At 68.8% G+C, this 23,267-nt stretch carries 24 protein-coding genes; 13 read left to right on the top strand and 11 right to left on the bottom strand.

The window, feature by feature from the left end:
* Window positions 1-2: 2 nt before the first annotated feature.
* From OG817_RS10725 to OG817_RS10740, 4 genes are read left to right on the top strand one after another with little or no spacing between them, the layout of a single operon-like run.
* Entirely contained in the window at window positions 3-983 is a 981-nt protein-coding gene (locus OG817_RS10725) for an ABC transporter permease (protein ID WP_406053637.1), read from the top strand.
* Entirely contained in the window at window positions 976-1,884 is a 909-nt protein-coding gene (locus tag OG817_RS10730) for an ABC transporter permease (RefSeq protein ID WP_406053639.1), read from the top strand. The genes OG817_RS10725 and OG817_RS10730 overlap by 8 nt, the downstream gene beginning before the upstream one ends.
* Window positions 1,881-2,945, top strand: a complete 1,065-nt coding sequence (locus OG817_RS10735; protein WP_406053641.1) for an ABC transporter ATP-binding protein — start codon at window positions 1,881-1,883, stop codon at window positions 2,943-2,945. Before OG817_RS10730 ends, OG817_RS10735 begins: the two co-directional genes overlap by 4 nt.
* Window positions 2,942-3,961, top strand: a complete 1,020-nt coding sequence (locus OG817_RS10740; protein WP_406053643.1) for an ABC transporter ATP-binding protein — start codon at window positions 2,942-2,944, stop codon at window positions 3,959-3,961. Before OG817_RS10735 ends, OG817_RS10740 begins: the two co-directional genes overlap by 4 nt.
* Here the strand turns inward: OG817_RS10740 and OG817_RS10745 are convergent.
* The 4 genes from OG817_RS10745 to OG817_RS10760 all read right to left on the bottom strand — a co-directional run bounded on the left by OG817_RS10745 (window position 3,948) and on the right by OG817_RS10760 (window position 9,880).
* Window positions 3,948-4,694, bottom strand: a complete 747-nt coding sequence (locus tag OG817_RS10745; protein WP_406053645.1) for a nucleotidyltransferase domain-containing protein — start codon at window positions 4,692-4,694, stop codon at window positions 3,948-3,950. The genes OG817_RS10740 and OG817_RS10745 overlap by 14 nt on opposite strands.
* Window positions 4,639-6,024 carry an NAD(P)/FAD-dependent oxidoreductase gene (locus OG817_RS10750; protein WP_406053647.1) on the bottom strand — a complete coding sequence of 462 codons (1,386 nt, stop codon included), beginning with the start codon at window positions 6,022-6,024 and terminating at the stop codon, window positions 4,639-4,641. Before OG817_RS10750 ends, OG817_RS10745 begins: the two co-directional genes overlap by 56 nt.
* 379 nt (window positions 6,025-6,403) lie before the next feature.
* Window positions 6,404-9,157 (bottom strand): ATP-binding protein, encoded by a 2,754-nt coding sequence (locus OG817_RS10755; protein WP_406053649.1) that lies wholly within the window; start codon window positions 9,155-9,157, stop codon window positions 6,404-6,406.
* 96 nt (window positions 9,158-9,253) lie between these two features.
* A complete protein-coding gene (locus tag OG817_RS10760; RefSeq protein ID WP_406053651.1) occupies window positions 9,254-9,880 on the bottom strand; it encodes a sigma-70 family RNA polymerase sigma factor in 627 nt (208 codons plus the stop codon).
* 182 nt (window positions 9,881-10,062) lie between these two features.
* Between OG817_RS10760 and OG817_RS10765 the strand changes: the two genes are divergently transcribed.
* Both OG817_RS10765 and OG817_RS10770 read left to right on the top strand, forming a co-directional pair.
* Entirely contained in the window at window positions 10,063-10,611 is a 549-nt protein-coding gene (locus tag OG817_RS10765; protein WP_406053653.1) for a GNAT family N-acetyltransferase, read from the top strand.
* 78 nt (window positions 10,612-10,689) lie between these two features.
* Window positions 10,690-12,423, top strand: a complete 1,734-nt coding sequence (locus tag OG817_RS10770) for an L-aspartate oxidase (protein WP_406053655.1) — start codon at window positions 10,690-10,692, stop codon at window positions 12,421-12,423.
* A 46-nt stretch (window positions 12,424-12,469) separates the two neighbouring features.
* Here OG817_RS10770 and OG817_RS10775 read toward each other — a convergent pair whose 3' ends face one another.
* Window positions 12,470-12,907, bottom strand: coding sequence for a hypothetical protein (locus OG817_RS10775; RefSeq protein ID WP_406053657.1), 438 nt, complete (start codon window positions 12,905-12,907; stop codon window positions 12,470-12,472).
* Window positions 12,908-13,080: 173 nt separating this feature from the next.
* Here OG817_RS10775 and OG817_RS10780 point away from each other — a divergent pair, with 173 nt between their 5' ends.
* Window positions 13,081-15,516 carry a glycosyl hydrolase gene (locus OG817_RS10780; RefSeq protein WP_406053659.1) on the top strand — a complete coding sequence of 812 codons (2,436 nt, stop codon included), beginning with the start codon at window positions 13,081-13,083 and terminating at the stop codon, window positions 15,514-15,516.
* Here the strand turns inward: OG817_RS10780 and OG817_RS10785 are convergent.
* The gene (locus OG817_RS10785; protein WP_406053661.1) at window positions 15,513-16,259 is read right to left on the bottom strand and encodes a DUF429 domain-containing protein; all 747 of its coding nucleotides are present in this window, start codon (window positions 16,257-16,259) and stop codon (window positions 15,513-15,515) included. The genes OG817_RS10780 and OG817_RS10785 overlap by 4 nt on opposite strands.
* Before the next feature lie 69 nt (window positions 16,260-16,328).
* Between OG817_RS10785 and OG817_RS10790 the strand changes: the two genes are divergently transcribed.
* From OG817_RS10790 to OG817_RS10810, 5 genes are all read left to right on the top strand, one after another.
* Complete coding sequence (locus OG817_RS10790) at window positions 16,329-16,739, top strand: VOC family protein (RefSeq protein ID WP_396393410.1); 411 nt, start codon at window positions 16,329-16,331, stop codon at window positions 16,737-16,739.
* Window positions 16,739-17,194 carry a nitroreductase family deazaflavin-dependent oxidoreductase gene (locus tag OG817_RS10795; RefSeq protein WP_396393411.1) on the top strand — a complete coding sequence of 152 codons (456 nt, stop codon included), beginning with the start codon at window positions 16,739-16,741 and terminating at the stop codon, window positions 17,192-17,194. Before OG817_RS10790 ends, OG817_RS10795 begins: the two co-directional genes overlap by 1 nt.
* A gap of 144 nt (window positions 17,195-17,338) precedes the next feature.
* The gene (locus tag OG817_RS10800; protein WP_406053664.1) at window positions 17,339-17,857 is read left to right on the top strand and encodes a SigE family RNA polymerase sigma factor; all 519 of its coding nucleotides are present in this window, start codon (window positions 17,339-17,341) and stop codon (window positions 17,855-17,857) included.
* Complete coding sequence (locus tag OG817_RS10805; RefSeq protein WP_406053666.1) at window positions 17,847-19,073, top strand: hypothetical protein; 1,227 nt, start codon at window positions 17,847-17,849, stop codon at window positions 19,071-19,073. Before OG817_RS10800 ends, OG817_RS10805 begins: the two co-directional genes overlap by 11 nt.
* Window positions 19,074-19,167: 94 nt before the next feature.
* Window positions 19,168-20,634, top strand: a complete 1,467-nt coding sequence (locus OG817_RS10810; protein WP_406053668.1) for a M81 family metallopeptidase — start codon at window positions 19,168-19,170, stop codon at window positions 20,632-20,634.
* A 9-nt stretch (window positions 20,635-20,643) separates the two neighbouring features.
* On the opposite strand, the gene OG817_RS10815 is transcribed toward OG817_RS10810, so the two are convergent.
* The 5 genes from OG817_RS10815 to OG817_RS10835 form a co-directional block, all read right to left on the bottom strand.
* Window positions 20,644-20,784, bottom strand: a complete 141-nt coding sequence (locus OG817_RS10815; protein ID WP_406053670.1) for a hypothetical protein — start codon at window positions 20,782-20,784, stop codon at window positions 20,644-20,646.
* Window positions 20,785-20,856: 72 nt separating this feature from the next.
* Window positions 20,857-21,531 carry a VOC family protein gene (locus tag OG817_RS10820; RefSeq protein ID WP_406053672.1) on the bottom strand — a complete coding sequence of 225 codons (675 nt, stop codon included), beginning with the start codon at window positions 21,529-21,531 and terminating at the stop codon, window positions 20,857-20,859.
* Window positions 21,532-21,587: 56 nt separating this feature from the next.
* The gene (locus OG817_RS10825) at window positions 21,588-21,953 is read right to left on the bottom strand and encodes a hypothetical protein (protein ID WP_406053674.1); all 366 of its coding nucleotides are present in this window, start codon (window positions 21,951-21,953) and stop codon (window positions 21,588-21,590) included.
* 2 nt (window positions 21,954-21,955) lie between these two features.
* Complete coding sequence (locus tag OG817_RS10830; RefSeq protein ID WP_406053676.1) at window positions 21,956-22,633, bottom strand: heparinase II/III family protein; 678 nt, start codon at window positions 22,631-22,633, stop codon at window positions 21,956-21,958.
* Window positions 22,630-23,064, bottom strand: a complete 435-nt coding sequence (locus OG817_RS10835; RefSeq protein ID WP_406053678.1) for a hypothetical protein — start codon at window positions 23,062-23,064, stop codon at window positions 22,630-22,632. Before OG817_RS10835 ends, OG817_RS10830 begins: the two co-directional genes overlap by 4 nt.
* Here OG817_RS10835 and OG817_RS10840 point away from each other — a divergent pair.
* A complete protein-coding gene (locus tag OG817_RS10840; RefSeq protein ID WP_406053680.1) occupies window positions 23,063-23,203 on the top strand; it encodes a hypothetical protein in 141 nt (46 codons plus the stop codon). The genes OG817_RS10835 and OG817_RS10840 overlap by 2 nt on opposite strands.
* Window positions 23,204-23,267 lie beyond the last annotated feature (64 nt).

Here is a 23,267-nt window from a genome sequence, read left to right on the forward strand (position 1 = left end):
ACGTGCTGACCTACACCATCCGACGGTTGCTGGTGTCGATCCCGGTGATCATCGCGTCGACGTTCATCGTGTTCCTGCTCGTCACGCTGTCAGGAGATCCGCTGGCGAACCTGAAGGGACGCAACCCGCCACCGTCGCCGCAGGTCGTCGCGGTCGAGGCGGAGCGCCTCCATTTGGATCAGCCGGTCCTGCAGCGCTATTGGACCTGGATCACCGGGGTGGTGCACGGCGACTTCGGGCCGTCGGTGCGCACCAACGTCGACATCGGCCACGAGATCGTCACCCGGTTCGGCGTCACGCTGCGGCTGATCGCGGTCGCCGTCGTTCTCGCGCTGCTGTTGGCAGTGTTCGTCGGCGTGGTCAGTGCGGTGAAGCAGTACTCCGGGATCGACTACGGCTTCACCTTCGCCGCTTTCCTGTTCCTGTCGATGCCGTCGTTCTGGTTCGCGGTACTGCTCAAGCAGGGTGGGATCTCGCTGAACAATCTGGTCGGCCGGCAGGTCGTCTCCACGATCGGGGAGAGATCGGTCATCGTGGAAGGCGGGACGTGGGCCCATCTCACCGATGCGGCCGGCCACCTGGTGCTGCCGACCATCTCGCTGGCGCTGATCTCGTTCGGTGCGTGGAGCCGCTTCCAGCGGGCCTCGATGCTCGACGTACTGAACAGCGACTACGTCCTGTTCGCCCGGGCGAAGGGGCTCTCGCGACGCCGGGTCGTAGTCAAACACGCGCTGCGGACCGCACTGATCCCGATGGTGACGATCACCGCGCTCGACTTCGCCGCCCTGATCTCGGGGGCGGTGATCACCGAGACCGTGTTCCAGTGGCGTGGACTCGGCGACTTCCTGGTCAGCTCGGTCAACGAACGCGACGCGTACGCCGTACTGGCGTGGCTGCTCGTGGTTGCGGTCGCCGTCATCGTCTTCAACCTGATCGCCGACCTGCTGTACGCCCTCCTCGACCCACGGATCCGCTATGAGTGAGCATCTCTCGACCGTCGCCGCACCCACCACCCGGCCGGTCAGCACCGTCAGGCAGCGCAGCCAGCGCGAGTTGGTCCTGCGCCGATTCCTCCGGCACAAGGCGGCCGTGATCAGTCTGGTCCTGTTCGTCGCGATCGTGCTGCTGGCCTTTGTGGGTGGCGCGGTCTGGCGCTACGGGTACGCCGACATCACGCCGGCGGCGTCCGTGCCACCGTCGGCCCAGCATCCGTTCGGCACCGACAACCTGGGTCACGACACCTTCGCGCAGGTACTGCGGGGCACCCAACGATCGATCGAGATCGCGTTGTTGATCGCTTTGCTGGCGGGGCTGTTCGGCACGCTGTGGGGTGCCTTCTCCGGTTACTACCGCGGTTTGACCGACAGCATCATGATGCGCATCGCCGACCTGGTCCTGACCCTTCCGTTGCTGGCGGTCGCCGCAGTACTGACCCGGGCGACCTCGGGCTCCTGGTGGTTCGTCGCGCTGGTGATCGCCGCTCTCCAGTGGGCGTACGTCTCCCGCGTGGTGCGCGGCGTGGTTCTGTCGCTGCGGGAGAAGGAGTACGTCGAGGCCAGCCGGGCACTCGGCGCCACCGACCGCTGGATCATCTTCCGGCATCTGATTCCGAACGCGCTCGGGCCGATCATCGTCAACGTCACGATCCTGGTCGCGGCGGCGATCCTCGTCGAAACGGCACTGTCGTTCCTCGGACTCGGCGTGCAGCCGCCGGACACCTCGCTCGGCCTGCTGGTCAGTGAGGCCGACACCGCGGTGAGCACGCGGCCGTGGCTGTTCTACTTCCCAGGCGCGTTCATCGTGCTGATCGCGCTCACCATCAACTTCATCGGCGACGGACTGCGGGACGCGTTCGATCCGACCCAGCGGAAGGTGCGTCAGTGAGCGAGTTCACCGTCAAGCCCAGCTCTGACCGCGAGACTGTGCTCGAGGTCGAGGACCTCACCGTGTCGTTCCCGACCGAGGACGGCCTGGTCCGCGCGGTCCGCGGCGTCAGCTACGCATTGCGCCGCGGCGAGGTGCTCGGCATCGTCGGCGAGTCCGGCTCGGGCAAGTCGGTCACCTCGATGGCGGTGATGGGTCTGCTGCCGGCCTCGGCCCGGGTCGGCGGCTCGGTCCGGTACCGCGGGCAGGAGCTGATCGGTGCCCCGGACAAGGAGTTGCAGCGGATCCGCGGCGGCCGGATCGCGATGGTGTTCCAGGACCCGATGACGTCGCTGAACCCGGTCTACCCGGTCGGCGACCAGATCGCCGAGGCCGTCCGCGCGCACAACGACGTCAGCGCGGCGGACGCACGCGAACGCGCCGTCGACCTGCTCGCGGCGATGCAGATCCCTCGCCCACGGGAACGGGCCCGCGACTTCCCGCACGAGTTCTCCGGCGGGATGCGGCAACGAGTGGTGATCGCGACGGCGATGGCGAACGACCCGGACGTGATCATCGCCGACGAGCCGACCACGGCCCTCGACGTCACCGTGCAAGCCCAAGTCCTGCAGGCGCTGGAGACCGCCCGGGCCGCCACCGACGCCGCGATGGTCCTGATCACCCACGACCTCGGCGTCGTCGCCGGATCGGCCGACCGCGTCCTGGTGATGTACGCCGGACGCCCGGTCGAGCTCGGTGGTGTCGACGACATCTACTACGCACCACGGATGCCGTACACGCTCGGACTGATCGGCAGCCTGCCACGACTGGACGGGCGGTCGGAGCGCCTGGTCCCGATCACGGGTGCACCGCCGTCCCTGCTCGATCTGCCGCACGGCTGCCCGTTCGCGCCGCGATGCCCGATGCGGGCGGAGATCTGTGACACCGACGAGCCCGATCTCCTCGCGGTCGGCGCGACCGATCATTTCGCGGCGTGCCACTTCTCCAACGATCTCGAAGGAAGGCGACCGGAGGACGTGTTCGCTCAGACGTCGCTGGACAGTACGGGAGGAACCCGATGAGCGAGCAGCCGCTGCTGTCCGTGCAGAACCTGGTCAAGCACTATCCGGTCCGGAGCAAGGGAGTGCTCCGCCGACGCAACGGCGACGTACATGCCGTCTGCGACATCTCCTTCGACCTGCATCGTGGTGAGACCTTGGGCCTGGTCGGCGAGTCGGGCTGCGGCAAGTCGACCACCGGTCGCGCCGTTCTCAACCTGCAACCCGCGACGGCGGGCAAGGTGGTGTTCGACGGCGAGGACCTCGGCGCAGTCGGCTCGGCCCGGATGCGCAAGCTCCGGCAACGGCTGCAGATCGTCTTCCAGGACCCGTACGCCTCGCTCGATCCGCGGATGACCGTGACCGACGCGATCGCCGAACCGCAGCGCATCCACGGCCGGTACGACGCCGAAGGGCCTGCCCGCGTGCGCGAACTACTCGCAACCGTCGGACTGAACCCCGAGCACGGCAACCGGTACCCGCACGAGTTCTCTGGTGGCCAACGGCAACGAGTCGGCATCGCGCGAGCCCTTGCCCTGCGCCCCGATCTGCTCGTTCTGGACGAGCCGGTGTCGGCCCTCGACGTGTCGATCCAGGCGGGCGTCGTCAACCTGCTCGAGGACCTGCAACAGGAGCTCGGGCTGGCGTACTTGTTCGTCGCCCACGACCTGTCGGTGGTGCGACACATCGCCGACCGGGTCGCGGTGATGTACCTCGGCCAGATCGTTGAGATCGGCAACCGGGACGAGCTGTTCGACCGTCCGGCCCACCCGTACACGCAGGCGCTGATCTCCGCGATCCCGCTACCGGATCCGCGCCGGGAACGGATCCGGGCCCGGGAGCGGATCGTCATCAGCGGTGACGTCCCCAACCCGGTCAGTCCGCCGAGCGGTTGCCGCTTCCGCACCCGTTGCCCGAAGTTCGCCGTACTGACAGAGGCCGAGCAGCGTCTGTGCGTGGAGGAGACGCCGGCGCTGACCGACCGCGGTCAAGGGCATCCGGCGGCGTGCCACTACGCCGAGGTGCTCACCGTGGTGTAGCCAGCGCCCGGAGCGGACCGGCGAGCTTCGTGGCCAGCCCGGGATCCGCGGCCTCGATCTCGGGCAGGAGTACGTCGATCGATGCGCCGAACGCACGGGTCAGCTCACCGGTGTCGAGGGAGCGGACGAGTGTGTCCTCGACCGGCTTGGTGATTGCCTCTGGCAACAGGTGGAAGCCGCGGCCCTGCGATGTCGGCACGCCGTGGCGGAGGCACATCAACGCGAGCAGGTGGTCGCGGAGGCCGCTGATCATGTACTCGGCCTGCCAATCCTTGCCGCGGGCAATGCTGGAGCGGGCGTGCAGCGCGTACAGCCAGGCCATGCCGATCAGGTCCTTCGCCACGGCCTCGGCGAACGGTTGCTGCTCGCTCGCCTCGCCGAACAGCAGCGCGAACGCCGGACCGAGCGCGCCGAACTCGCCCGCGGGCGCGAACGCGATATCCACCTGAAGGGTGTTCCGCAGCAGGAAGACCCGGTAGATCGTCCCGCGCACTCGCATGTCCAGGTGGTCCATGCAGCCGTGGTCGCCGTACATCCGGCCGGTCCAGTCGTCGAGTACGGCGGCCTGATCGGCTCCGTCCGCCAGCCCGAAAGCGAGGTCGATGTCCGACCACTCGTCCTCGGCCCCGGCGGCCGCCGAGCCGGTCAGTGCCGCACCGTCGATCCGGTCGTCGTGCTCAGCTGCTTCGATCAGCCGATTCCGCAGCCGCAGGCGTTCCTCCACTGTGAACATCCGCCAAACTTAACTTGGGCAGGGCAGCCTCGTTCACGAAGGCGTCCCGGGGCCGTTGGACCGACGCCAGCGAGACGATGTCGCGGCCATGGATCGCGGCGGCGAGCCAGACGGACAGCACGCGCATCTTGCGGTCCCAGGTCGGGACGGCCAGGACGTGGTAGCCGCGGTGCATGAGCCAGGCGAGGAAACCCCTGACGACGATCCAGCGGAACTGGAAGATCCCGGTGCCCAAGCCCAGGGTCGCAACGGCCCCCAGCGTGTGGTGGACGTACTTCTTCGGTTCGCGGCCACGCAGCGACGCCAGCAGGTTCTTCGCCAGCCGCTTCCCCTGGCGTACGGCGTTCTGCGCGTTGGGCACCGTGAACGCACCGGGGACCGGGGAGGCGAGGTCCGGGACGGCGGCATCGTCGCCGGCTGCCCAGGCGTCCGGGATCACCTCGGTCTCGGTGCCGACCCGCAGATCGGCGCGCGTCTGGATCAGACCACGATCCGTCACCGGCAGGTCGGTGTGGCCACGCACCAGTCGGGTCGCGGCGTTGCCGGCCGTCCACACGAGCAGCTCCGTGTCGTACTCCGTCCCGTCCGACAGGATCACGTGGCCGTCGTCGGCCGACACGAGGGTGGTGTCGAGGTGGAGGCGTGCGCCACGCCGTTCGAGGAGCGAACGCACCCACTTCCTGGGCCCGTCGGTGACCTCGGGCAGGATCCGCTGGGTCGCCTCGACCAGGTGGAAGGCCAGATCGTCGCGGCTCAGCTCCGGGTACTTCTTGAGCAGGGCGTTGGCCAGCGACAGAAGCTCACCGAAGCCCTCGACCCCGGCGAAGCCGCCGCCCACGAACGTCACTGTCAGGAGCCGCTGCCGCTCCGGCCCGGGCGGGAGCACGGACGCCTCGTCGAAGGCGGTGAGCAGCCGGTCGCGAATCGCGACTGCCTCCTCCACGTGCTTCATGCCGATCGCGCGGTCGGCGACACCGGGCAGGTCGAACGTCCGGGTGACCGCACCGGCGGTCACCGCGATGATGTCGTACTCGAGCTCGTACTCAGGCCCCTTGACAGGCTGGATCGTCACCGTGCGCCGGGCATGCTCGACCCTGGTCACCGATCCGGCGATGAGCTTGGTGTGATGCAGGTTCCGCCGCAACGAGATCGCCGCGTGCCGAGCCTCGACCGACCCGGACAGCACCTCGGGCAGGAACGGCTGGTACGTCATGTACGGCCGCGGATCGATCACCACCACCTCGGCCTCACCCCGCCGCAGCTTCTTCTCCAGCTTCCACGCCGCATAGAACCCGGCGTACCCACCGCCCACCACAACGATCCTGCGCACCGACATCTCCTTCATCGATTCCTCACTAGCAAAGACAGCGCAGCCCCCCGATTTGTGACATGCCTACCGCGCCCCGCCCGCAGTCTCGTCAGCCGGCGCTCCCCAGCGCCACCCAGCCCACTACCCTCTCACCTCACAACCCCGTCGTTCCGCGCTTTTCGGAAACTTCTGGTCGCCAGGTGCAACTTTCTTTCCGGAGACCCGTCCTCTCAACCTCGTTCCCGCAGCCCGCCTGCCCCCACCGACAGCAAGCGCCTTTGATCCAGATGTCTGGAAGCACCTTGGGACGTGCATGACCAGCACTTTGTGCACCCGGCGACCGTTTCTGGGGGCGATGCGTGGTTAAGCCGTGCACTAGGTCGGCCTCGGGGCGAAGGAGCTAGCCGGTGAGGCCGCGGTTGGGGGTGGGGCGGAGTTGGCGGCGGGAGGTGATGCCTAGTTTGGTGAAGACCTTGCGGAGGTGCCACTCGACGGTGTGCTGGCTGAGGAACAGCTTGGCGCCGATCTCGGCGTTGGTGAGGCCGGTGCCGGCCAGTTCGGCGATATGCGCTTCCTGTGCGGTCAGGCCGTCGCCGGCGCGGCGCGTTACGCCGTTGACGACCTCGCCGGTGGCCGCGAGCTCACCGCGCGTCCGCTCGACGAAGACGTCGGCGCCGGCTGCGGTGAACATCTCGTACGCCGTTCGGAGCTGGGTGCGAGCGTCCTGGCGACGACCCGCCCGGCGCAGCCGTTCGCCGTACAGGAGATGGGTCCGGGCGAGATCCACCCGGGCGCGGGTGCGGCCGAGGAGCGCGATGGCCTCCTCGTAGTCGGACTCCTGCCCAGTCGCCATCAGGGCGCGCGAGCGGGCGAGCAAACCGAGGGCCCAGTTGGTGCCGCTGGCACGCGCCATCCCCGACAGCCGGTCGAGAGCGTCCGAGGCCAGGTCGGCCCGGTCGCACCGCGTCGCGGACTCGACCAGCTCCGGCAGGGCCCAGTTGGCCACGCCGAGGTCCTTCGGGTCCTCGATGGCGGCTCGGGCGAACTCGAGCGCCTCCGGATAGCGAGCGAGTCCGTTCATCAGGAACGAGCCGGCCCACTGGGTGAAGGACATCCCGGCGCCTTCGCCGCGTGCCCTCACATCCTCCAGACTCGCCGCGATCAGCGGGGTCGCCTTGGCGACGTCACCCCGCCAGACCGTCAGCCCGAGCGTGCCGTACGGCGCCAGGCCGAGCCCGGTCGCGTCGGAGATCGTCCGGATCTCGGCCACGAGCAAGGTGGCCGCCGCGAACTGCCCGGCGAACAGGTGCAGGAACACTCGCGAGTTCAGCACCAGCGGAAGCCCGGCGAGATCGCCGAACTCGCGCGCGATCCGGATGTGCCGGTCGGTGAGCACATCCCAGTACTCGTCGTCCCACAGATCCACCGCGGTACGCGATGCCAGCCACAACCACCGCAGATCGCCCGGCTCGGCGAGCTGCTCGTCGGTGAATGCCCGGAGCGCTTCCCGAGCCAACGGGACCGCTGCCGCGTACCCGTCGGTGAACATGACCGCCTCGGTCTCCAGCAGCAGGTCGTGCTTGCGGCGCTTCGTCGGCGGTGGTGCAGCGCGAGCGGCCCGCGACACGTCGGTCTGTGGAGAGCCCGGGGCGAGGCGGCCGGCGAACATCGCCGCCATCATCGCGTCGAGGTACGTGTCGCGGGCAAGGTCGGCATCCAGCGGTTCGAATCGCCGGGCGGCCTCCAGCAGCAGATGGGCGGAGTCCGCAGTGTGACCGGAGGCGAACCCGATCTGTGCCCGGAGCAGGTTCACCTGAGCAGAGTGGACAGCGCTGACCGAAACCTCGTCGGCGGTGACGAGCAGTTTCAGCGCAGTCTCGAACGCACCGGCGCCGAGGGTGACCTGGGCCGCGGCGTGGGCACGTTGCGCCCGCAGGGCCGGGTCCGGAGTCAGGTCGGTCGCCCGCTGCAGAAACGCGGCCGTGGCCGCGACACCGCCGCGACGCTGTGCCCGGTCCGCGGAACTGATGAGTTCAGCGGCGATGTCCTCGTCCGGCCCGTCCGCTCCGTTGGCGCGATGCCAGGCGCGCCGGTCGGGATCGTGACCAGGGTCGATCGCCTCGGCGATGGCTTGGTGGACCTCGCGACGATCGGCCCAGGTCGCTGCCCGGTACGACGCCGATCGCACCAACGGATGCCGGAACCGCACCCGGCGACCGATCTCGAACAGCCCGGCCGTCTCTGCCGGTCCGGCAGCACTCACCGGGATCCCGAGAATCCCGAGCGCCCGGAGCAGCAGCGGTACGTCGCCGACCGGCTCGGCCGCGGCGGTGAGGAGCAGCTTCTGCGTCTCCGCCGGAAGCGCCCGCAGCCGCTGGGTGAAGTTCTGCTCGATCTGGCTCGCGAGCGGCCGGGCGTCCGGGCGCTCGAACCCACCGGCCAGCTCGGTCGCCGTCAGACCGTGCGGCAGCTCCAGGAGGGCGAGCGGGTTGCCGCGGGTCTCGGCCACGATCCGATCCCGGACGTGCTCGTCCAGCCGCCCCGCAACCACGGACTCGAGGAGCGCGCTCGCATCGGCGTCCGACAGCCGCCCGACGATCAACTCCGGAAGCCCGCGCCATTCAGGACCGGTCACAGGCTCGCGTACGGCGAACACCAGGCCGATGCGATCCGCGAACAGGCGACGTCCGACGAATGTCAGGGCCTGCGCCGAGGCCTGGTCGAGCCACTGTGCGTCGTCGATCACGCACAGCAGGGGCTTCTCGTCGGACGCCTCGGCCAGCAGACTCAGTGCCGCCGCACCGACCAGGAACCGGTCGGGTGGGCCACCTGCCTCGAGGCCGAACGCGACCGCGAGCGCCTCGCGCTGTGGCCGGGGCAGCTGATCGGTGTGATCCAGCAACGGCAAGCACAACTGGTGCAGACCGGCGAACGGAAGCTCCATCTCGGCCTCGACGCCCGCCGCGCGGGCGACCCGACACTCACCGGCGTGGCCGGCCAGGTAGTCGAGCAAGGCGGACTTCCCGATGCCCGCCTCGCCGCGGACGACCAGGACCTGACCCTGGCCGGAACGCACTCCGGTCACCACCCGATCCAGCTGGGCACACTCAGCCCGCCGCCCGCGCAGTTCCTGTGCCGCCCCGCCGATCGTCACGAATCCACCACCCCTCACCTGAGGCTAGTGCCCCTCGCCGATCGACGACAGCGAACCCTGAGGTGTCTCAGGTCCGCGATCTGCTGGGAGTTGGCATCAACTCGCCTGGGCAGCGAGGTCGGCGGTGAGGAGTTGTTCGAGGCCGGCCAGCTCGCCGGCGCTGGACGCCGACGCCAGGGCGCGACGGAGCCGATCGTGTGCCGCGGGGGCGACCGGATGACGGCGGTCGGACGACAGCCGGTCGCGGGCGCGCTTCACGAGCTGCCTGGCGTTCGGCGCTGCGATGTGCAGCGTCGCGGCGATCTCGCGGTACGGGTACTCGAAGCCTTCCCGGAGTACATAGGTGGCGCGTTCCGCGGGTGACAGTCGCTCCAGGAGGAGTCGTACGGCGTGGTCGACGGCCTCACGGCGTTCGATCACCGCCTGCGGATCGGCGCCGCCCTCCGTGGTCTCCTCGGACAGCCACGGGGCGACGTACGTCTCGTGCCGGTGCCGGGCGGACTGGACGACGTTGATGGCGAGCCGGCAGGTCGCGGTGGCGAGGAACGCCGCGGGGTCGGCGACGGCGGCCCGGTCGGTGCGCTGCCAGCGCAGCCAGACGTCCTGGACGATGTCCTCGGCCTCGTGCACGTTGCCGACGATCCGGCAGGCGACCCGGAACAGGCGTGGACGGAGCCGGACGAAGTCCGACACCGCTTGATCGAGAGTGGCGGTCTGCGTCACGTCGGGACTCCTTCAGTCGTCGCTGGGGGCTTGCGAAGGACTACTGACACCGTCCAGGAACGACCGTGGTCGGCGCGCCCTGGGAGTCCGTGGTCGAGTCCGTGGTCTCCGTGGGTGTCACAGCTGCGACCCCTGCCCGGTCATAGCTGTGCCGACCGGTTCCCTGAGCCCAGGAGCGTGAGATGAAGCCGACGATCGAGACCGAACGACTGCAGATCAGGGCGTGGCGCGATACCGATGTGTCGGACGCGCTGGTCATCTACGGTGACGAGCAGGTGACGCGCTGGCTGACGCCGGCCATGAGCTGGGTGCCTAACGTGCTGGCCATGCGCAACGTGCTGCACGGGTGGGCGGCCAAGGACGTGGCACCCGCCAGCCACTGGGCGGTCGAACTCCGCGCGACCGGGCGGGTGATCGGCGGCGTGGCCCTGCTCCGGCTGGAGCCGTGGCAGGACCTCGAGGTCGGCTGGCAGCTCGCCCGTACGGCGTGGGGTCACGGCTACGCCTCGGAGGCGGGGGAGGCGCTGGCCCGGTGGTCGATGCACACGGCGGACGTCGAGGAGCTGTTCGCTCTGGTCAGCCCGAAGAACAAGCGCGCCGCGGCCACAGCCGAGCGGATCGGCATGGAGCCGATCGGCGAGACGGATCAGTACCACCACCAGCGTCTGAACTTGTACCGCCTCCGCCACGACGATCTGGCCTACCGCGACGACGAGTCCTCGGCGGTGTGACTGAGCAGACAGTCACAGATCGGTGCCGTGCGTGGTCCTAGGTGGTGAGACCACCGCCTGGAACGCGAGGAGATTCCGATGAGTACCACCGAACAGCAGATCGCCACGTCCGTCCTGGTGATCGGATCCGGTGGTGGCGGTCTACGGGCCGCGATCGAACTGGCCGAGCAGGGCGTCGAAGTACTCGTTCTCGGAAAGCGCTCGCGGTCGGACGCCCACACTTCGCTGGCCGCCGGCGGGATCAATGCGGCGCTGGCCACGATGGACCCCGACGACACCTGGCAGCAGCACGCGGCCGACACGCTGCAGGAGAGCTACCTGCTGGCGAACCCGATCACGGTGCAGATCGTCACCGAGGGTGCGGCTCGTGGCATCGAGGACCTCGAGCGATACGGCATGCCGTTCGCCCGTGAGGCCGACGGCCGGATCTCGCAGCGGTTCTTCGGCGCCCACACGTACCGGCGGACCGCGTTCGCCGGCGACTACACCGGCCTGGAGATCCAGCGGACCCTGGTCAACCGCGCCGTGCAGCTCGGCGTCCCGATCCTCGACACCGTGTACGTCACCCGCATCCTGGTGCGGGACAACACCGTCTTCGGCGCCTACGGGTTCGACCTGACCACTGGGCGGCGCTACGTCATCCACGCCGACGCGGTCATCCTCGCCGCGGGCGGTCACACCCGCATCTGGCGGCGTACGTCGTCCCGTCGCGACGAGAACACCGGTGACTCGTTCCGCCTGGCGGTCCTTGCCGGGGGCAAGATCCGTGACCCCGAGCTCGTCCAGTTCCACCCGTCCGGCTTGCTCGAGCCCGAGAACGCCGCCGGAACCCTCGTATCCGAGGCCGCGCGTGGCGAGGGCGGTCAGCTGCGGAACGCCCTGGGGGAGCGATTCATGGCGCGGTACGACGCCGAGCGGATGGAGCTGTCGACGCGGGACCGGGTCGCGCTGGCGGCGTACACCGAGATCACGGAAGGCCGCGGTACGCCGAACGGCGGGGTGTGGCTCGACGTGTCGCACCTGCCGCGAGAGACGATCATGCGGCGGCTGCCGCGGGTCTACCAGACGCTGCTCGAACTCCAGATGCTCGACATCACCAAGCAGCCGATCGAGATCGCACCGACCGCGCACTACTCGATGGGTGGCGTCTGGGTCCGCCCGGAGGATCACGCTACCGGTGTCGAAGGGCTGTACGCGATCGGCGAAGCGGCCAGCGGTCTGCACGGCGCGAACCGGCTGGGCGGCAACTCACTGATCGAACTGCTGGTCTTCGGCCGGATCGTTGCCGAGGAAGCGGCGAAGTACTCGATCGGCCGGCAGTCCCAGGAGCGATCCGCGGAGGCGGTCGCCGAAGCGCGGGCCGAGGTCGACGGCCTGCTGGCTAGCGATGGTCCGGAGAACGTGCGGGCGCTGCAGCGGGCGCTCCGCGACACGATGACCACGCGGGCCGGTGTGGTGCGCGACGAGGCAGGACTGCAGGCCGGGCTGTCGGAGCTGACGGACCTCGAGGACCGGATGACGCGGATCGGCGTACACCCCGACATCGCCGGCTACCAGGACCTGGCCCACGCGTTCGACCTGAAGTCCTCGGCCCTGGCCGCGCGGGCGACCCTCGACGCCGCGCTCGAACGGCGTGAGTCCCGCGGCTGCCACAACCGGTCCGACTACCCGCAGCTGGACGAGTCGCTGCAGGTCAATCTCGTGTGGTCCGGGCCGGGAGCGGTGGAGCGTGAGGCGATCCCACCGATCCCGGACGAGCTCCGCAAGCTGATGCGCGACGACATCTCGACCGAGGGCAAGCTGGTCGAGTGACCCCGTACACCGGCCCGGCGCTGGGTAGAGCGCCGGGCCGGTCCGACTACTGGCCCTGGGTGAGGGCGTCGGCGAGCTTCTTCCCGTCCTGGATCATCTGCGCATCGGTGCGCGGGCGCTTGGTCGCCGACGTCCAGGCGGTGCCGACCATCACGACGATCTTGCCGTTGGCGACGGCGCAGTCCCGGGCTCGTTCGTCCGAGCTGTAGCAGGAGCCGCCGGCGACCTCCTCGATCGGTGCCTTCACCCCGAGGAACGCTTCATCGAGTTCGGCGAGCGGCCCGTACGCCGTCACGGTGTACAGATAGGAGCCCGGCGTACCGCACGGCTGCTGCTGGAAACCCTGTGGTTGCTGGAACCCTGGCTGCTGAAAGCCTTGCGGTTGCTGATATCCCGGCTGCGGTTGGTAGCCCTGCGGCGGGCCGGCGTACCCGGGCTGACCCTGGGACGGCGGGGGATAACCACCCTCTGGGGGCTGAGACATGAACGACAGAACCTTTCGTCGGCAGCTCGATCCCCCGGCGGAGATCCTAGGCGATCCGGCCTAGACCGGGGGACCAGGGTTGGCTGACCGGTAGTGGTCGATTTCGTTGACGGCGGGTTGCCGGTCGCGATGGGGTGGACGGACCGAGACAACCGAGTGCGGAGGCCGGTCCTGTGGCGACATTGGACGACGTACGAAGGCAGTTCCGGACACCGCCCGCGGAGGGGCGGCCGATGGTGCGCTGGTGGTGGTTCGGACCATCGGTGGAGCGCGGTGAGCTCGAGCGTCAGTTGCGGGCGATGGCGGCGGCCGGCCTGGGTGGCGTCGAGGTTGCGTTCGTCTATCCGATGGGGCCGGTCGAGGCGCCGTTCGGATCGGATGAGTTCCTGGAGCTTGTCGGGTACGCCGCGCGGACGGCGGGGGAACTGGGTCTGCGGTTCGACGTGACGCTGGGCAGCGGCTGGTCCTTCGGTGGCGGGCACATCGGTCCGGAGCACGCGGCACGCAGCCTCAGCTGGGATCGGCGCGAGATCGGCGCCGAGGCGTACGACGTACCCGTGGTGGCTGCGTGGCCCGGGGACGAGGTGGTTGCGGCCTTCGTGGGCGAGGGATCGGCCGGCGTACCGGCGTCGTACGTCGAGGTTGCTGTGAGCAACGGAATGATCCGGGTACCGGCTGGGCACGGACCGCGTGAGGTGCTGATCGCGTCGTCGCGGCTGACCGGGCAGAACGTGAAGCGGGCCGCGGCGGGCGCGGAAGGGCCGGTGCTTGATCACTACTCGGCGGCAGCGGCGAACGAGCACATCAGGTGCGTGGCCGAACCATTGTTGCTGGCGGCAACGCCGGAGCTGCTCGGGTCGGTGTTCTGTGACAGCTTGGAGGTGTACCAGGCCGACTGGACGCCTCGATTGTTCGACGAGTTCGTGCGGCGGCGTGGCTATGAATTGCGTCCTCGGCTGTACGAGCTGCTCGTCGACGCGGCTGAGTCCGCACAGGTGCGGATCGACTTCCGGCGGACGTTGTCGGAGTTGTACGAGGAGAACTTCGTCGCAGTCTTCCAGCGGTGGGCGGCGGGGCACGGCGTACCGTTCCGGATCCAGAGTTACGGCGAGCCGCCGGCGACGATGAGCAGCTATCGCTTCGCCGACCTGTTCGAGGGTGAAGGGTGGGGGTGGACGCGGCTGCCGGAGACCCGGTGGGCGTCGTCGGCCGCGAACCTCTACGGGCGGTCGGTGGTGTCGGCCGAGGTGTGGACGTGGGTGCATTCGCCGTCGTTCCGGGCAACCCCGCTCGATCTCAAGGGCGAGGCGCATGAGCACTTCTTGTCGGGCGTCAACCAGCTGATCGGTCACGGGTGGCCGTACTCGCCATCGAGTGCGCCTGGGGTCGGCTGGATCTTCTATGCCTCCGGTGCGCTGGACGACCGCAATCCTTGGTGGCCGGTTGCGGGGGATCTGTTCGGGTATCTGCACCGCCTGTCGTGGTTGTTGCAGCAGGGGACGCCGGTTCGGCCGGTGAAGGTCTACGTGCCCGCTGCTGAGGCGTATTCCGATGGGTCGTTGAACTTGTATCGCACCGTGCGTCGGTTGATCGGTGACGAGATCCCGCGGACGATTCGTGAGTCCGGGCTGGACTTCGACCTGATCGACGACGATGCGCTCGAGTTGGTCGATCCGGGGCAGCTTGACCTCGGGCTGGTCGTCGTACCTGAGGGGTCGACGCTTGCCGGGGGAGTGGCGGTCGGTGAGCTGGCGGAGCGATTGGCGGAGGTGCCTGGGCCGAGGGTGAGTCCTCGGGACGACATCGGTGTGGTGCATCGGCGGCTCGACGACGGGGACATCTACTTCCTGGCGAACACCGGCAACCAGGCGCGAACCTTCCACTTCGACATCCCCGGCGCCACAACCTCCTTCGAACAATGGGATGCCGCCACCGGCAAGACCTCGCTCCACCGCCGCTCACCCGATGGCATCTCGCTGACGCTTCACCCCTACGAAGCAACCATCCTCGTACCCACCGACGACGCGGCGCCCGACCTGACGATCGAGAAGGTGACGCGGGCAACGATCCGGGCGTCCTGGCAGGTCACCTTCGACAACTCGCCGTCGTCGGTCGAACTGCCGCATCGGTGGGAGGACGATCCCGGACGAGCGGCGTACTCAGGGGCAGCGTCGTACCAGACCGAGCTCGAGTTGCCGGAGCTCGATCCCAAGACGCGGGTCCTGCTCGACTTCGGCACCGGCGAACCCGCGCCGGCCGACACCGAGACGTATCTCCCTCCGAACTCTTACCGCGCGACGCTCGACCCTCCGATCGGCGTCGCCGCGGAGATCTGGCTCAACGACGTACCCTGCGGCACCCTCTGGTCCCCGCCGTACCGCGTGGACCTCACCGACGCCGCCGTACCCGGCCGCAACGCACTCCGCATCACCATCCACAACACGGCCGCCAACGCCCTCTCCGCCGACCCCTACCTCCTTCCTCTCGTCGAGTCGGTAACCACCGACTGCGGCCACCGCTTCGACCTCCAGCACATCTCCCACGCCGCCGACCACCTGAACTCCGGCCTCCTCAACCCACCCACCATCGTCCTCACCACGCCGACCTAGTCCGGCTTTGTGCACGGCCCGACCACCTGAGCGGGCCAGGGTGGTTGATCGGGGCGCCGCAGGGGCGATGCGCTATGCGGAAACAAATGGCCGCCGGGAGGCGAGAAGTTTCCGGACAGTGGACCGGTTCGGCCCTCGGCGTGGCGTTGGGCGGTCCAGGAGACGGCTGCGGCGTCGAGTACGTCGTCTACTGCTGCCAACTCACCCGCCAGACCGAGGTCGGACGGCACCGCGATGCCAACCGCCGCGAGGATTCGGCGGCGTTCCTCGACGCCTGCCCAGGTGGACTTGCGATGGGCGAGTGGGTGACCTGCGATCGTGGCGAAGCAGAGCTCGGGGTGGGACTCGATGACTTGGTGGTGGGTGGTGCGGGACCAGGCGTCGACCTCGAGGATCTTGCTGCGCAGGGCGTAGGCCTGCTGGCTCAGACCTTTGCCGGTGGCTGCTCGGTTGAGGGCTGACGCCTCGGCGTGAGTTGCCGCCAGCAACGCGGCCCGGACCGGCGTCGAGAAGACCGACGACGAGCGCTTCCCGATCAAGCGGCGCGCCAGTACGTCGGCCTGCCGTGGGACGTCAACCGGCAGTCCGATAGGGATGTCGATCGCCACAACAGCCAACGGGCCGTCCTGCTCAGCCGACGAGATCAACTGCTCGATCGTCGCGCCGAAGTACCCGCGACGTTCGCCGCTGATGCCCACCCAGCCCGCCTTGCAGGCATCGACGCCGATCACGCGGACGCTCATTCATCACCTCGTTGAACCGATCAGGAATCGAGAAGCGGCGGATCGCCACCTGCTCGTAGCGTCTTGGCCATGGACATCACCATTCAAGCGAGTTTCCTACCGCACGAGGACGCCGACGCGTCGTTGGCCTTCTACCGGGACACGTTGGGGTTCGAGGTACGCCAAGACGTCGGTGCCGGTGTGCAGCGCTGGATCACCGTCGGCCCACCGGGACAGCCGGGTACGTCGATCGTGCTGCATCCGCTGGACGCGAGTCGCACGATGACCGACGACCAGCGCCGTACCATCGCCGAAATGATGGCCAAGGGCACCTATGGCGTCATCATCCTGGCCACCCCCGACCTCGACGGGACCTTCGCGCGTGTGCGGGATGCGGAGGCGCCTGTCGTCCAGGAACCGACCGAGCACCCGTGGGGTGTGCGGGACTGCGCGTTCCGGGACCCCGCCGGTAACACCGTACGGATCGGCGAGGTGGCGTGATGAGTCAGCAGCAGGCAGCGCGCAAACCCGGTACGCCCGGCGCGTTCTCGCGGTGGGTGCAGCGGACGATGAACGCCCGTACCGCCAAGAAGATCCGCGGCGGGCGCGACAGGATGATGGGGATGGACGTGCTCATCCTCAAGACGATCGGCCGCCGCAGTGGCGAGCCCCGCGAGACGCCGCTCGGCTGGTTCGCGGACGACGACGGCTGGCTGGTCGTCGCGTCGGGCGGCGGCAGTCAGCATCCCGACTGGCACGCCAACCTGACGGCGCATCCCGACCGCGTGTCGGTCGAACTGCCCGGCAGCGGTCTGGTGCAGGTGACGCCACACAGTCTTGACAGCAACGAGCGCGACCAGGCCTGGCAGCGCATCACGGCCGCCCAGCCCCGGCTCGCGAAGTACCAGGCGAAGTCGGATCGGCAGTACCCGGTCATCCGCCTCACCCCGCGGTGAGGTGGGCGGTGACGGCCGAAGCTCGACTGACCGATTTCTGTGGGTCGGAGAGAAAATCGCTGGATCCGCGCATCACATCAGGAGGTGGGGCTGTCTTTGCTGGGAAGGCCGGTTGCTGAACCGGCCTGAAGAGGGGAGTCGAGGGTGACCTTCGAGGAATGGGCGCGACAAGGCGTGCCGGACCTGCTGCGGTTCGCGACCGTGCTGTGCGGGTCCGGCCACCTGGCCGAGGATCTCGTCCAGGACACCGTGATCAAGGCGCACCGGCACTGGGACCGGATCCAGCGGGCCGAACGACCGGACGCGTACCTGCGCCGGATGGTGGTCAACGAGTACCTGTCCTGGCGCCGGAAGTGGTCCCGGTTCGTGCCACGCCCGGAGATCTGGGCCGACGCGGACCGCCAGCAGCCCGACCACGCGGCCCGGCTCGCGGACCAGGACGAGATGGTCGCCGAGCTGGCCAAGCTGCCGCGCCGGCAGCGGACCGTGCTCGCGCTGCGGTACTACGGCGGCCTCACCGACGCCGAGATCGCGGAAACGATGGGTTGCTCACCCAACACGGTGCGTTCGTACGCGTCCCGGGCTCTCGCCGCACTCCGGATCGAACTCGGCCCCTCGTCCCCAACCACCACCGCACCCCACGGAGTGATCAATGCGCACTGAGGAAGATCTGCGGAACGCGCTCGACCGGATCGCGGCGACGGCTCCCGACCGCAGCCCGATTGCCGGCAATCTGCCTGTTGACCGTCCGCCGCGACGGCGTCGTACGGCGCTGGTCCTGGCCACCGTGATGGCGACGGCGGCCGCGGCCGTGGGCGGCCCGATCCTGGTGGACCACCTGCGGGACACCTCGACCCAGCCGGCCGGTGAGCAGGCCGGCTCTCCCTGGGGCAACTGGGTCACGCTGACCGCGCCGAAGGGGATGATCGTCAACCCGCGTGCCTACGAGGCGAACCGGCAGGTCTACCAGCTGGTCGGAGCGGGCAGCCTGTGGGCGTCATGGTGTCTGCTGACACTGCACCGCAACGGCGATTTCAACCCGGGCAAGATCCCGTCGGACAGCCCGCGAATCGACCTCAACGGGCTGGCCGGACGCCTGATCACGATGCCGAACGGTGAGCCGATCGTTCCGTTTCCGGTCGGGTACGCGATGGCGTCGGTGCCGGCCCGCCCGATGACGTCGGTCGCCTGGCAGCCGGCCAAGGGGATCTGGGCGCTGCTCAGCTGTGAGAAGCAGCAGGAGCTCGGGACCCGGGCGGTGCCGCAGATCGACGCGCCGTACGACGACGACAGGGAGACCGCGGTGGCGGTGGCGAAGTCGATCAAGGCCACCCCCCAACGGCTGACCTCGCCGTTCAGGATCGGCTACGTGCCGAGCGGACTGCACGCGCAGCGGGTGGTCGACAAGACGGCGAACTTCACGGGCGACGGGCATTCGTTCGACGTCGTGTTCAGCGACGGCAACCCGGCGACCGGGGTCAAGCCCGACCCCGCGGCCGGGCCCAAGACCGGGAGTCTGTGGGGTCCCCAGCCGCAGCCGGGCGAGGACCTCGAGATCCGGTACAGCACCGACAAGTTCTGGAACATGAACTCGAAGAGGATGGACGACGACCCCGCGGACCTGACGATCCACGGCTGGAACGCGTGGTTCACCTGGGACAAGCTGGAGACCGCGCGGAAGGGCGGCAAGCCGCTGTACCAGCCGGGCCCGGACAACGGACTCCGGATGGAGCACAACGGCGTGGCGATCACTATCCGCTTCCTCAGCGGCAAGGCCGACAAGGCCCAGCTCCGAAAGATCGCCGAGTCACTCGCCCTGCCGGCCAATCCCACCAACCCGGCCAACTGGTACGACGCCGGCACAGCCCTCCCACGCTGACCGGCCTGTCTGCGCTCTCGGCCTCGCATGAGCAGGGGTCGAGAGCGCAGAATTGTGTGCGAAGGCAGCGTCGTACACACGAAGGAGCAATTCTGTGAGCTCATCAGCGGAGTCCGGGCGGTTGCGGATCGGGATCGCGGGGATCGCGATCGAGTCGAGTACGTTCTCGCCGCATCGGACCAGGCTGGACGATTTCCACGTCACCCGCGGCGACGAGCTGCTCGGCCGGTACGACTTCCTCGCGCCGGGCAAGCCCCTGACCGAGGGCGTCGAGTGGGTGCCGCTGCTGCACGCCCGCGCGGTCCCAGGCGGCCCCGTCGTACCAGAGGTGTACGACGAACTCGCGGCGGAGATCTACGAGCGGCTGGGACAGGCGGGGCAGCTGGACGGCGTCTTCGTCGACATGCACGGTGCGATGAGCGTGATCGGCCGGACCGACATCGAGGCCGACCTCGTCGCCGGGATCCGCCGGATCGTCGGTCCCGACGTACTTCTCTCGACCGGGATGGATCTCCACGGCAACATGTCGCGCGAGTTGATCGGGCTGCTCGACCTGGCCACCTGTTACCGCAAGGCCCCGCACACCGACGCGTGGGACACCAAGGAACGCGCGGCGCGCAACCTGGTGGCACGGCTGCGCTCGGGAGGTCGACCGCTCAAGGCATGGGTGCAGGTGCCGGTGCTGCTGCCGGGGGAGAAGACCAGCACCAGGATCGAGCCGGCCAAGAGCATCTATGCGCAGGTCGACGAGGTCGAGGCGATGGACGGCGTACTGGACGCGGCGATCTGGGTCGGGTACGCGTGGGCGGACGAGCCACGCTGTCAGGCCGCGGTCGTGGTGATGGGCGACGACGAGCAGGTCATCACCGCTCAGGCGAAGCGGCTCGCGGACGCCTACTGGGACGCCCACGACAAGTTCGAGTTCGTCGCGCCGACCGGGACGCTCGCCGAGTGCCTCGACCAGGCGCTCGCGTCGACCGCCCGGCCGTTCTACATCAGCGACTCCGGCGACAACCCGACGGCCGGCGGGGCGGGGGACACCTCGTGGACCCTGGACAAGCTGCTCCGCATGCCGGCGATCACCGAGTCCGAACTGACCACGATCTACGCGGCGATCGTCGACCCCGAGGTGACCACCGGGGCGATGGAGGCAGGCGTCGGCGCGACGGTGAGCGTCGAGGTGGGCGGCAAGATCGACTCCGAACCGTGCGGTCCGGTCGCGCTGACCGGTCGGGTGACCGGGATCGACTCTGCCGCCGGCGCGGTGGCGCTCGCGGTCGGCGGGTTGCACGTCATCGTGACCATGCGCCGCAAGCCGTACCACATCGAGTCGGACTTCGCTGCCCTTGGATTGGCGCCGCGCGACGCCGACCTCGTCATCGTGAAGATCGGCTACCTCGAGCCCGAGCTGTACGCGATGGCCGCTGACTGGCTCCTCGCCCTCACCCCCGGCGGCGTCAACCAGGACCTGCTCAGCCTCGGCCACCACGGCATCGAGCGCCCGATGTTCCCGTTCGACCCCGACATGCCCGACCCGGACCTCACCCCCGAGATCATCTGACCGCGGGCATCAGCGACGTACGTCGTCCTCCTCCGGCCGGTCGCCGTTCGCGTCGGCCGGAGGGGGAGGTGTGTCCCGCTCCGGGCCAGTGGTGGCCAGCCAGGAGCGGGCGAGTGCCAGCGCGGCCTCGACGAATGACGGTCGCTTCACGAATCCCTCCCGACGTGCTCAAGGAGTGAGACTCGCAGATCGGACTTTCAGTCCACTTTCAGCGATTGCCGGTCACTGAAAGCCGGGGACGAACGCGATAAGGTTCCCGTCCGGGTCGTGAGCGTCCGGCCGTGGTTCGGCCACCGCCAGGCCGAGGTGGTTGACGTGGGTGCTTGCCGGCGGCAATGACTTGTAGAGCTTCACGGCGTCGGCGCCGATCCGGAAGTACGCCGCGTCGGCCTCGTCGGACGGCACCCGCTCCATGCCGAGGTGGTCGCCGTAGAACTCGACGGCGGCGTCGAGATCCGGTGCGTCCAGCGCGATGAACGACAGCCGGCTGACCGGTCCCGACGTGATCGGCGGGACCCGGAACTCTTCCGACCGCTGGAGAAGCTCGACCCGTACGCCGTTCGGATCGGACAGGAACGCGAGCCGGCCCTGGCCGCTCCCCGCCACCCTCGGCGAGCTGAGCTCGGCGTACCCGGCACCGATCAGCCGGGCGTAGTCGCCGTCCAGATCGTCCGTCATGAACCCGACGTGGTTCAGCCCGTACGCCGCGTCCGGGTCGACCTCCTCGTTGTGGAGCAGTTCCACCAGCCCGGTCGCCAGCTGGATGTGCACCCGATGGACCCGCGGACCGGCCATGAACAACCGGTCGACCACCTCGGCGCCGATCCCGGAGTAGAAGGCCAAGCTCGCATCCAGATCCTGGACACGACCACCGACATGGTTCAGTTCATAGATCACCTGACCATCATGGCAAACGTTTACCAATGGCGCCATGAGCGATGACCGGATCCGGCCTAGCGGATGCGCGAGAGGCGACCGTTCGGCGTCACCCGGACGGTGGTCTGCCGCACGCCGACGGTCAGGTCGACCAGCAGCATGGATCCCACGGTTCTGGTGCTGAAGGCAACTTTCTCGGCGGCCGCGGCCGGTACGACGACCGACAGGATCGAGGCGGTCGGTCCGCTGCGGTTGAACTTGACCACAGGTGCCGGCACACGGTGGAAGATGTCGGGGAAGTACCAGCCCTGGACGGGATCCTGCTTGCCCTGCTCGACCGTGATCGCGTCCGCCGGAAGCTGTTGCCCGTAAGGGATCTGCAGTAGGTACGTCTTCGTGCTGTCACCAGGTTTCGTGGCGACCGCCGTGGTCGGGGACTGCACGGTCACCTTCTGGCCCGGCGGCAGGTGCCACAACGTCTCGTACCGCTGACTGCCGGCCGCGGCGTCATCGCCGCGCTGACCAGCTTCGTCTCGACAGGTGCGCCCTTGGCCGACGGGATCGTCATCACAGTGTGGGATGCCTGGCTCCTGGTCCACTCCTGCCACTTGTCGAGCTGGTATCCGGGGTGGCCCGGGTCGATCAGGAAGTCGCGGCCGTGCGAGTTGTAGGTGATCGACATGTGGTCGTCGTGCCCGTGGTATCTGCGTGCCGGCCTGAACCGGATGCTGTACGTCGACTCCTGCGTGAACGGCCTCGTCTCGCCCCATCCGGTCCGGCCGAAGACGTACCCGGCGTCGAAGACCGCGGTCCGCTTGGACGGCTTCGTCCCGCGTAGCCCGAGGGTGGCGGCGTACTCCAACGAGGTGCCGGCCGCGGCCTGCGGCTTCTGGCGTTCCGCGTCGCCGACCTGGGGGATCTCGCCGGCTGAGGTGGTGGCGAGCGCGAGGAACTCCGCGAGCGCGCGTCGTCGTTCCTCGATGACGGGTCCAGGGTCGGCGCCGCAGCGCTGCAGTGCCGTGGTCGCCCGGCCCCACAGTTGGTAGTTGAACATGGCGTAGCCGACGGACTGCTCGTTCGTCGATCCCTGCGGGTCGATTGCAGTGGTGATTGCCTGGGTCAACCGGTCGACGGCGCGGTTCTTCCAGGTCCGCCCGGCCGAGAGTGCAGCCGACGCCGAACATCGCGATGCTCTCGTCCGTGCCGTGGTTCGACGGTCCGCCCCAGCTTGCGGATATGCAGACCGGACAACACCGCCTGCCGCGCACAGATCAGCACGTTCGTCCGGTGCATCGTCGACTCCCACGCGCCGACGTCGCTCTTCCATGGGTACGGGTTGTCGCGCACCCAGTCGTGGATGATCGCCATCGTATGCGTCATGGCCTTGCGGTCGCCGGTCCGGGCCGCGATGATCCCGTGTCCCAACCACCGCAGCGAATGCAGCCACATGTACCAACTCGGCTTGTGATACGGATCGGACCGCCAGCGGACATCACCCGAACCATCGCCGACCTTGTAGGCCGGATCGTTGCCCCAGGCGAACGTATCCCGCATGACCATCAACAACGGCACGTCCGCCTCGATCCCACTGAACCCAGGACACGCATCCGTCCCGGTCCGAGCGACCGGCGTCGACGTCACCGCACTGGGTGACGGAGACCGGGTCGTAGGCGCCACCGGACTCGGCGTCTGATCCTCCGCCGACACCACCCTCGCCTTCTCCCGCCCGCCCGGCATCAACACCCTGATCGCCCCAG

It is taken from the genome of Kribbella sp. NBC_00889 (assembly GCF_045207705.1).
Taxonomy (GTDB): domain Bacteria; phylum Actinomycetota; class Actinomycetes; order Propionibacteriales; family Kribbellaceae; genus Kribbella.

Bases quoted from the DNA above. Each gene is read 5' to 3' on its own strand.
- OG817_RS10730 (WP_406053639.1), top strand. From the start codon at position 976: ATGAGTGAGCATCTCTCGACCGTCGCCGCACCCACCACCCGGCCGGTC.
- OG817_RS10740 (WP_406053643.1), top strand. From the start codon at position 2,942: ATGAGCGAGCAGCCGCTGCTGTCCGTGCAGAACCTGGTCAAGCACTAT.
- OG817_RS10745 (WP_406053645.1), bottom strand. From the start codon at position 4,694: ATGTTCACAGTGGAGGAACGCCTGCGGCTGCGGAATCGGCTGATCGAA.
- OG817_RS10765 (WP_406053653.1), top strand. From the start codon at position 10,063: ATGAAGCCGACGATCGAGACCGAACGACTGCAGATCAGGGCGTGGCGC.
- OG817_RS10770 (WP_406053655.1), top strand. From the start codon at position 10,690: ATGAGTACCACCGAACAGCAGATCGCCACGTCCGTCCTGGTGATCGGA.
- OG817_RS10775 (WP_406053657.1), bottom strand. From the start codon at position 12,907: ATGTCTCAGCCCCCAGAGGGTGGTTATCCCCCGCCGTCCCAGGGTCAG.
- OG817_RS10785 (WP_406053661.1), bottom strand. From the start codon at position 16,259: ATGAGCGTCCGCGTGATCGGCGTCGATGCCTGCAAGGCGGGCTGGGTG.
- OG817_RS10790 (WP_396393410.1), top strand. From the start codon at position 16,329: ATGGACATCACCATTCAAGCGAGTTTCCTACCGCACGAGGACGCCGAC.
- OG817_RS10795 (WP_396393411.1), top strand. From the start codon at position 16,739: ATGAGTCAGCAGCAGGCAGCGCGCAAACCCGGTACGCCCGGCGCGTTC.
- OG817_RS10805 (WP_406053666.1), top strand. From the start codon at position 17,847: ATGCGCACTGAGGAAGATCTGCGGAACGCGCTCGACCGGATCGCGGCG.
- OG817_RS10840 (WP_406053680.1), top strand. From the start codon at position 23,063: ATGACCATCAACAACGGCACGTCCGCCTCGATCCCACTGAACCCAGGA.
- OG817_RS10835 (WP_406053678.1), bottom strand. From the start codon at position 23,064: ATGCGGGATACGTTCGCCTGGGGCAACGATCCGGCCTACAAGGTCGGC.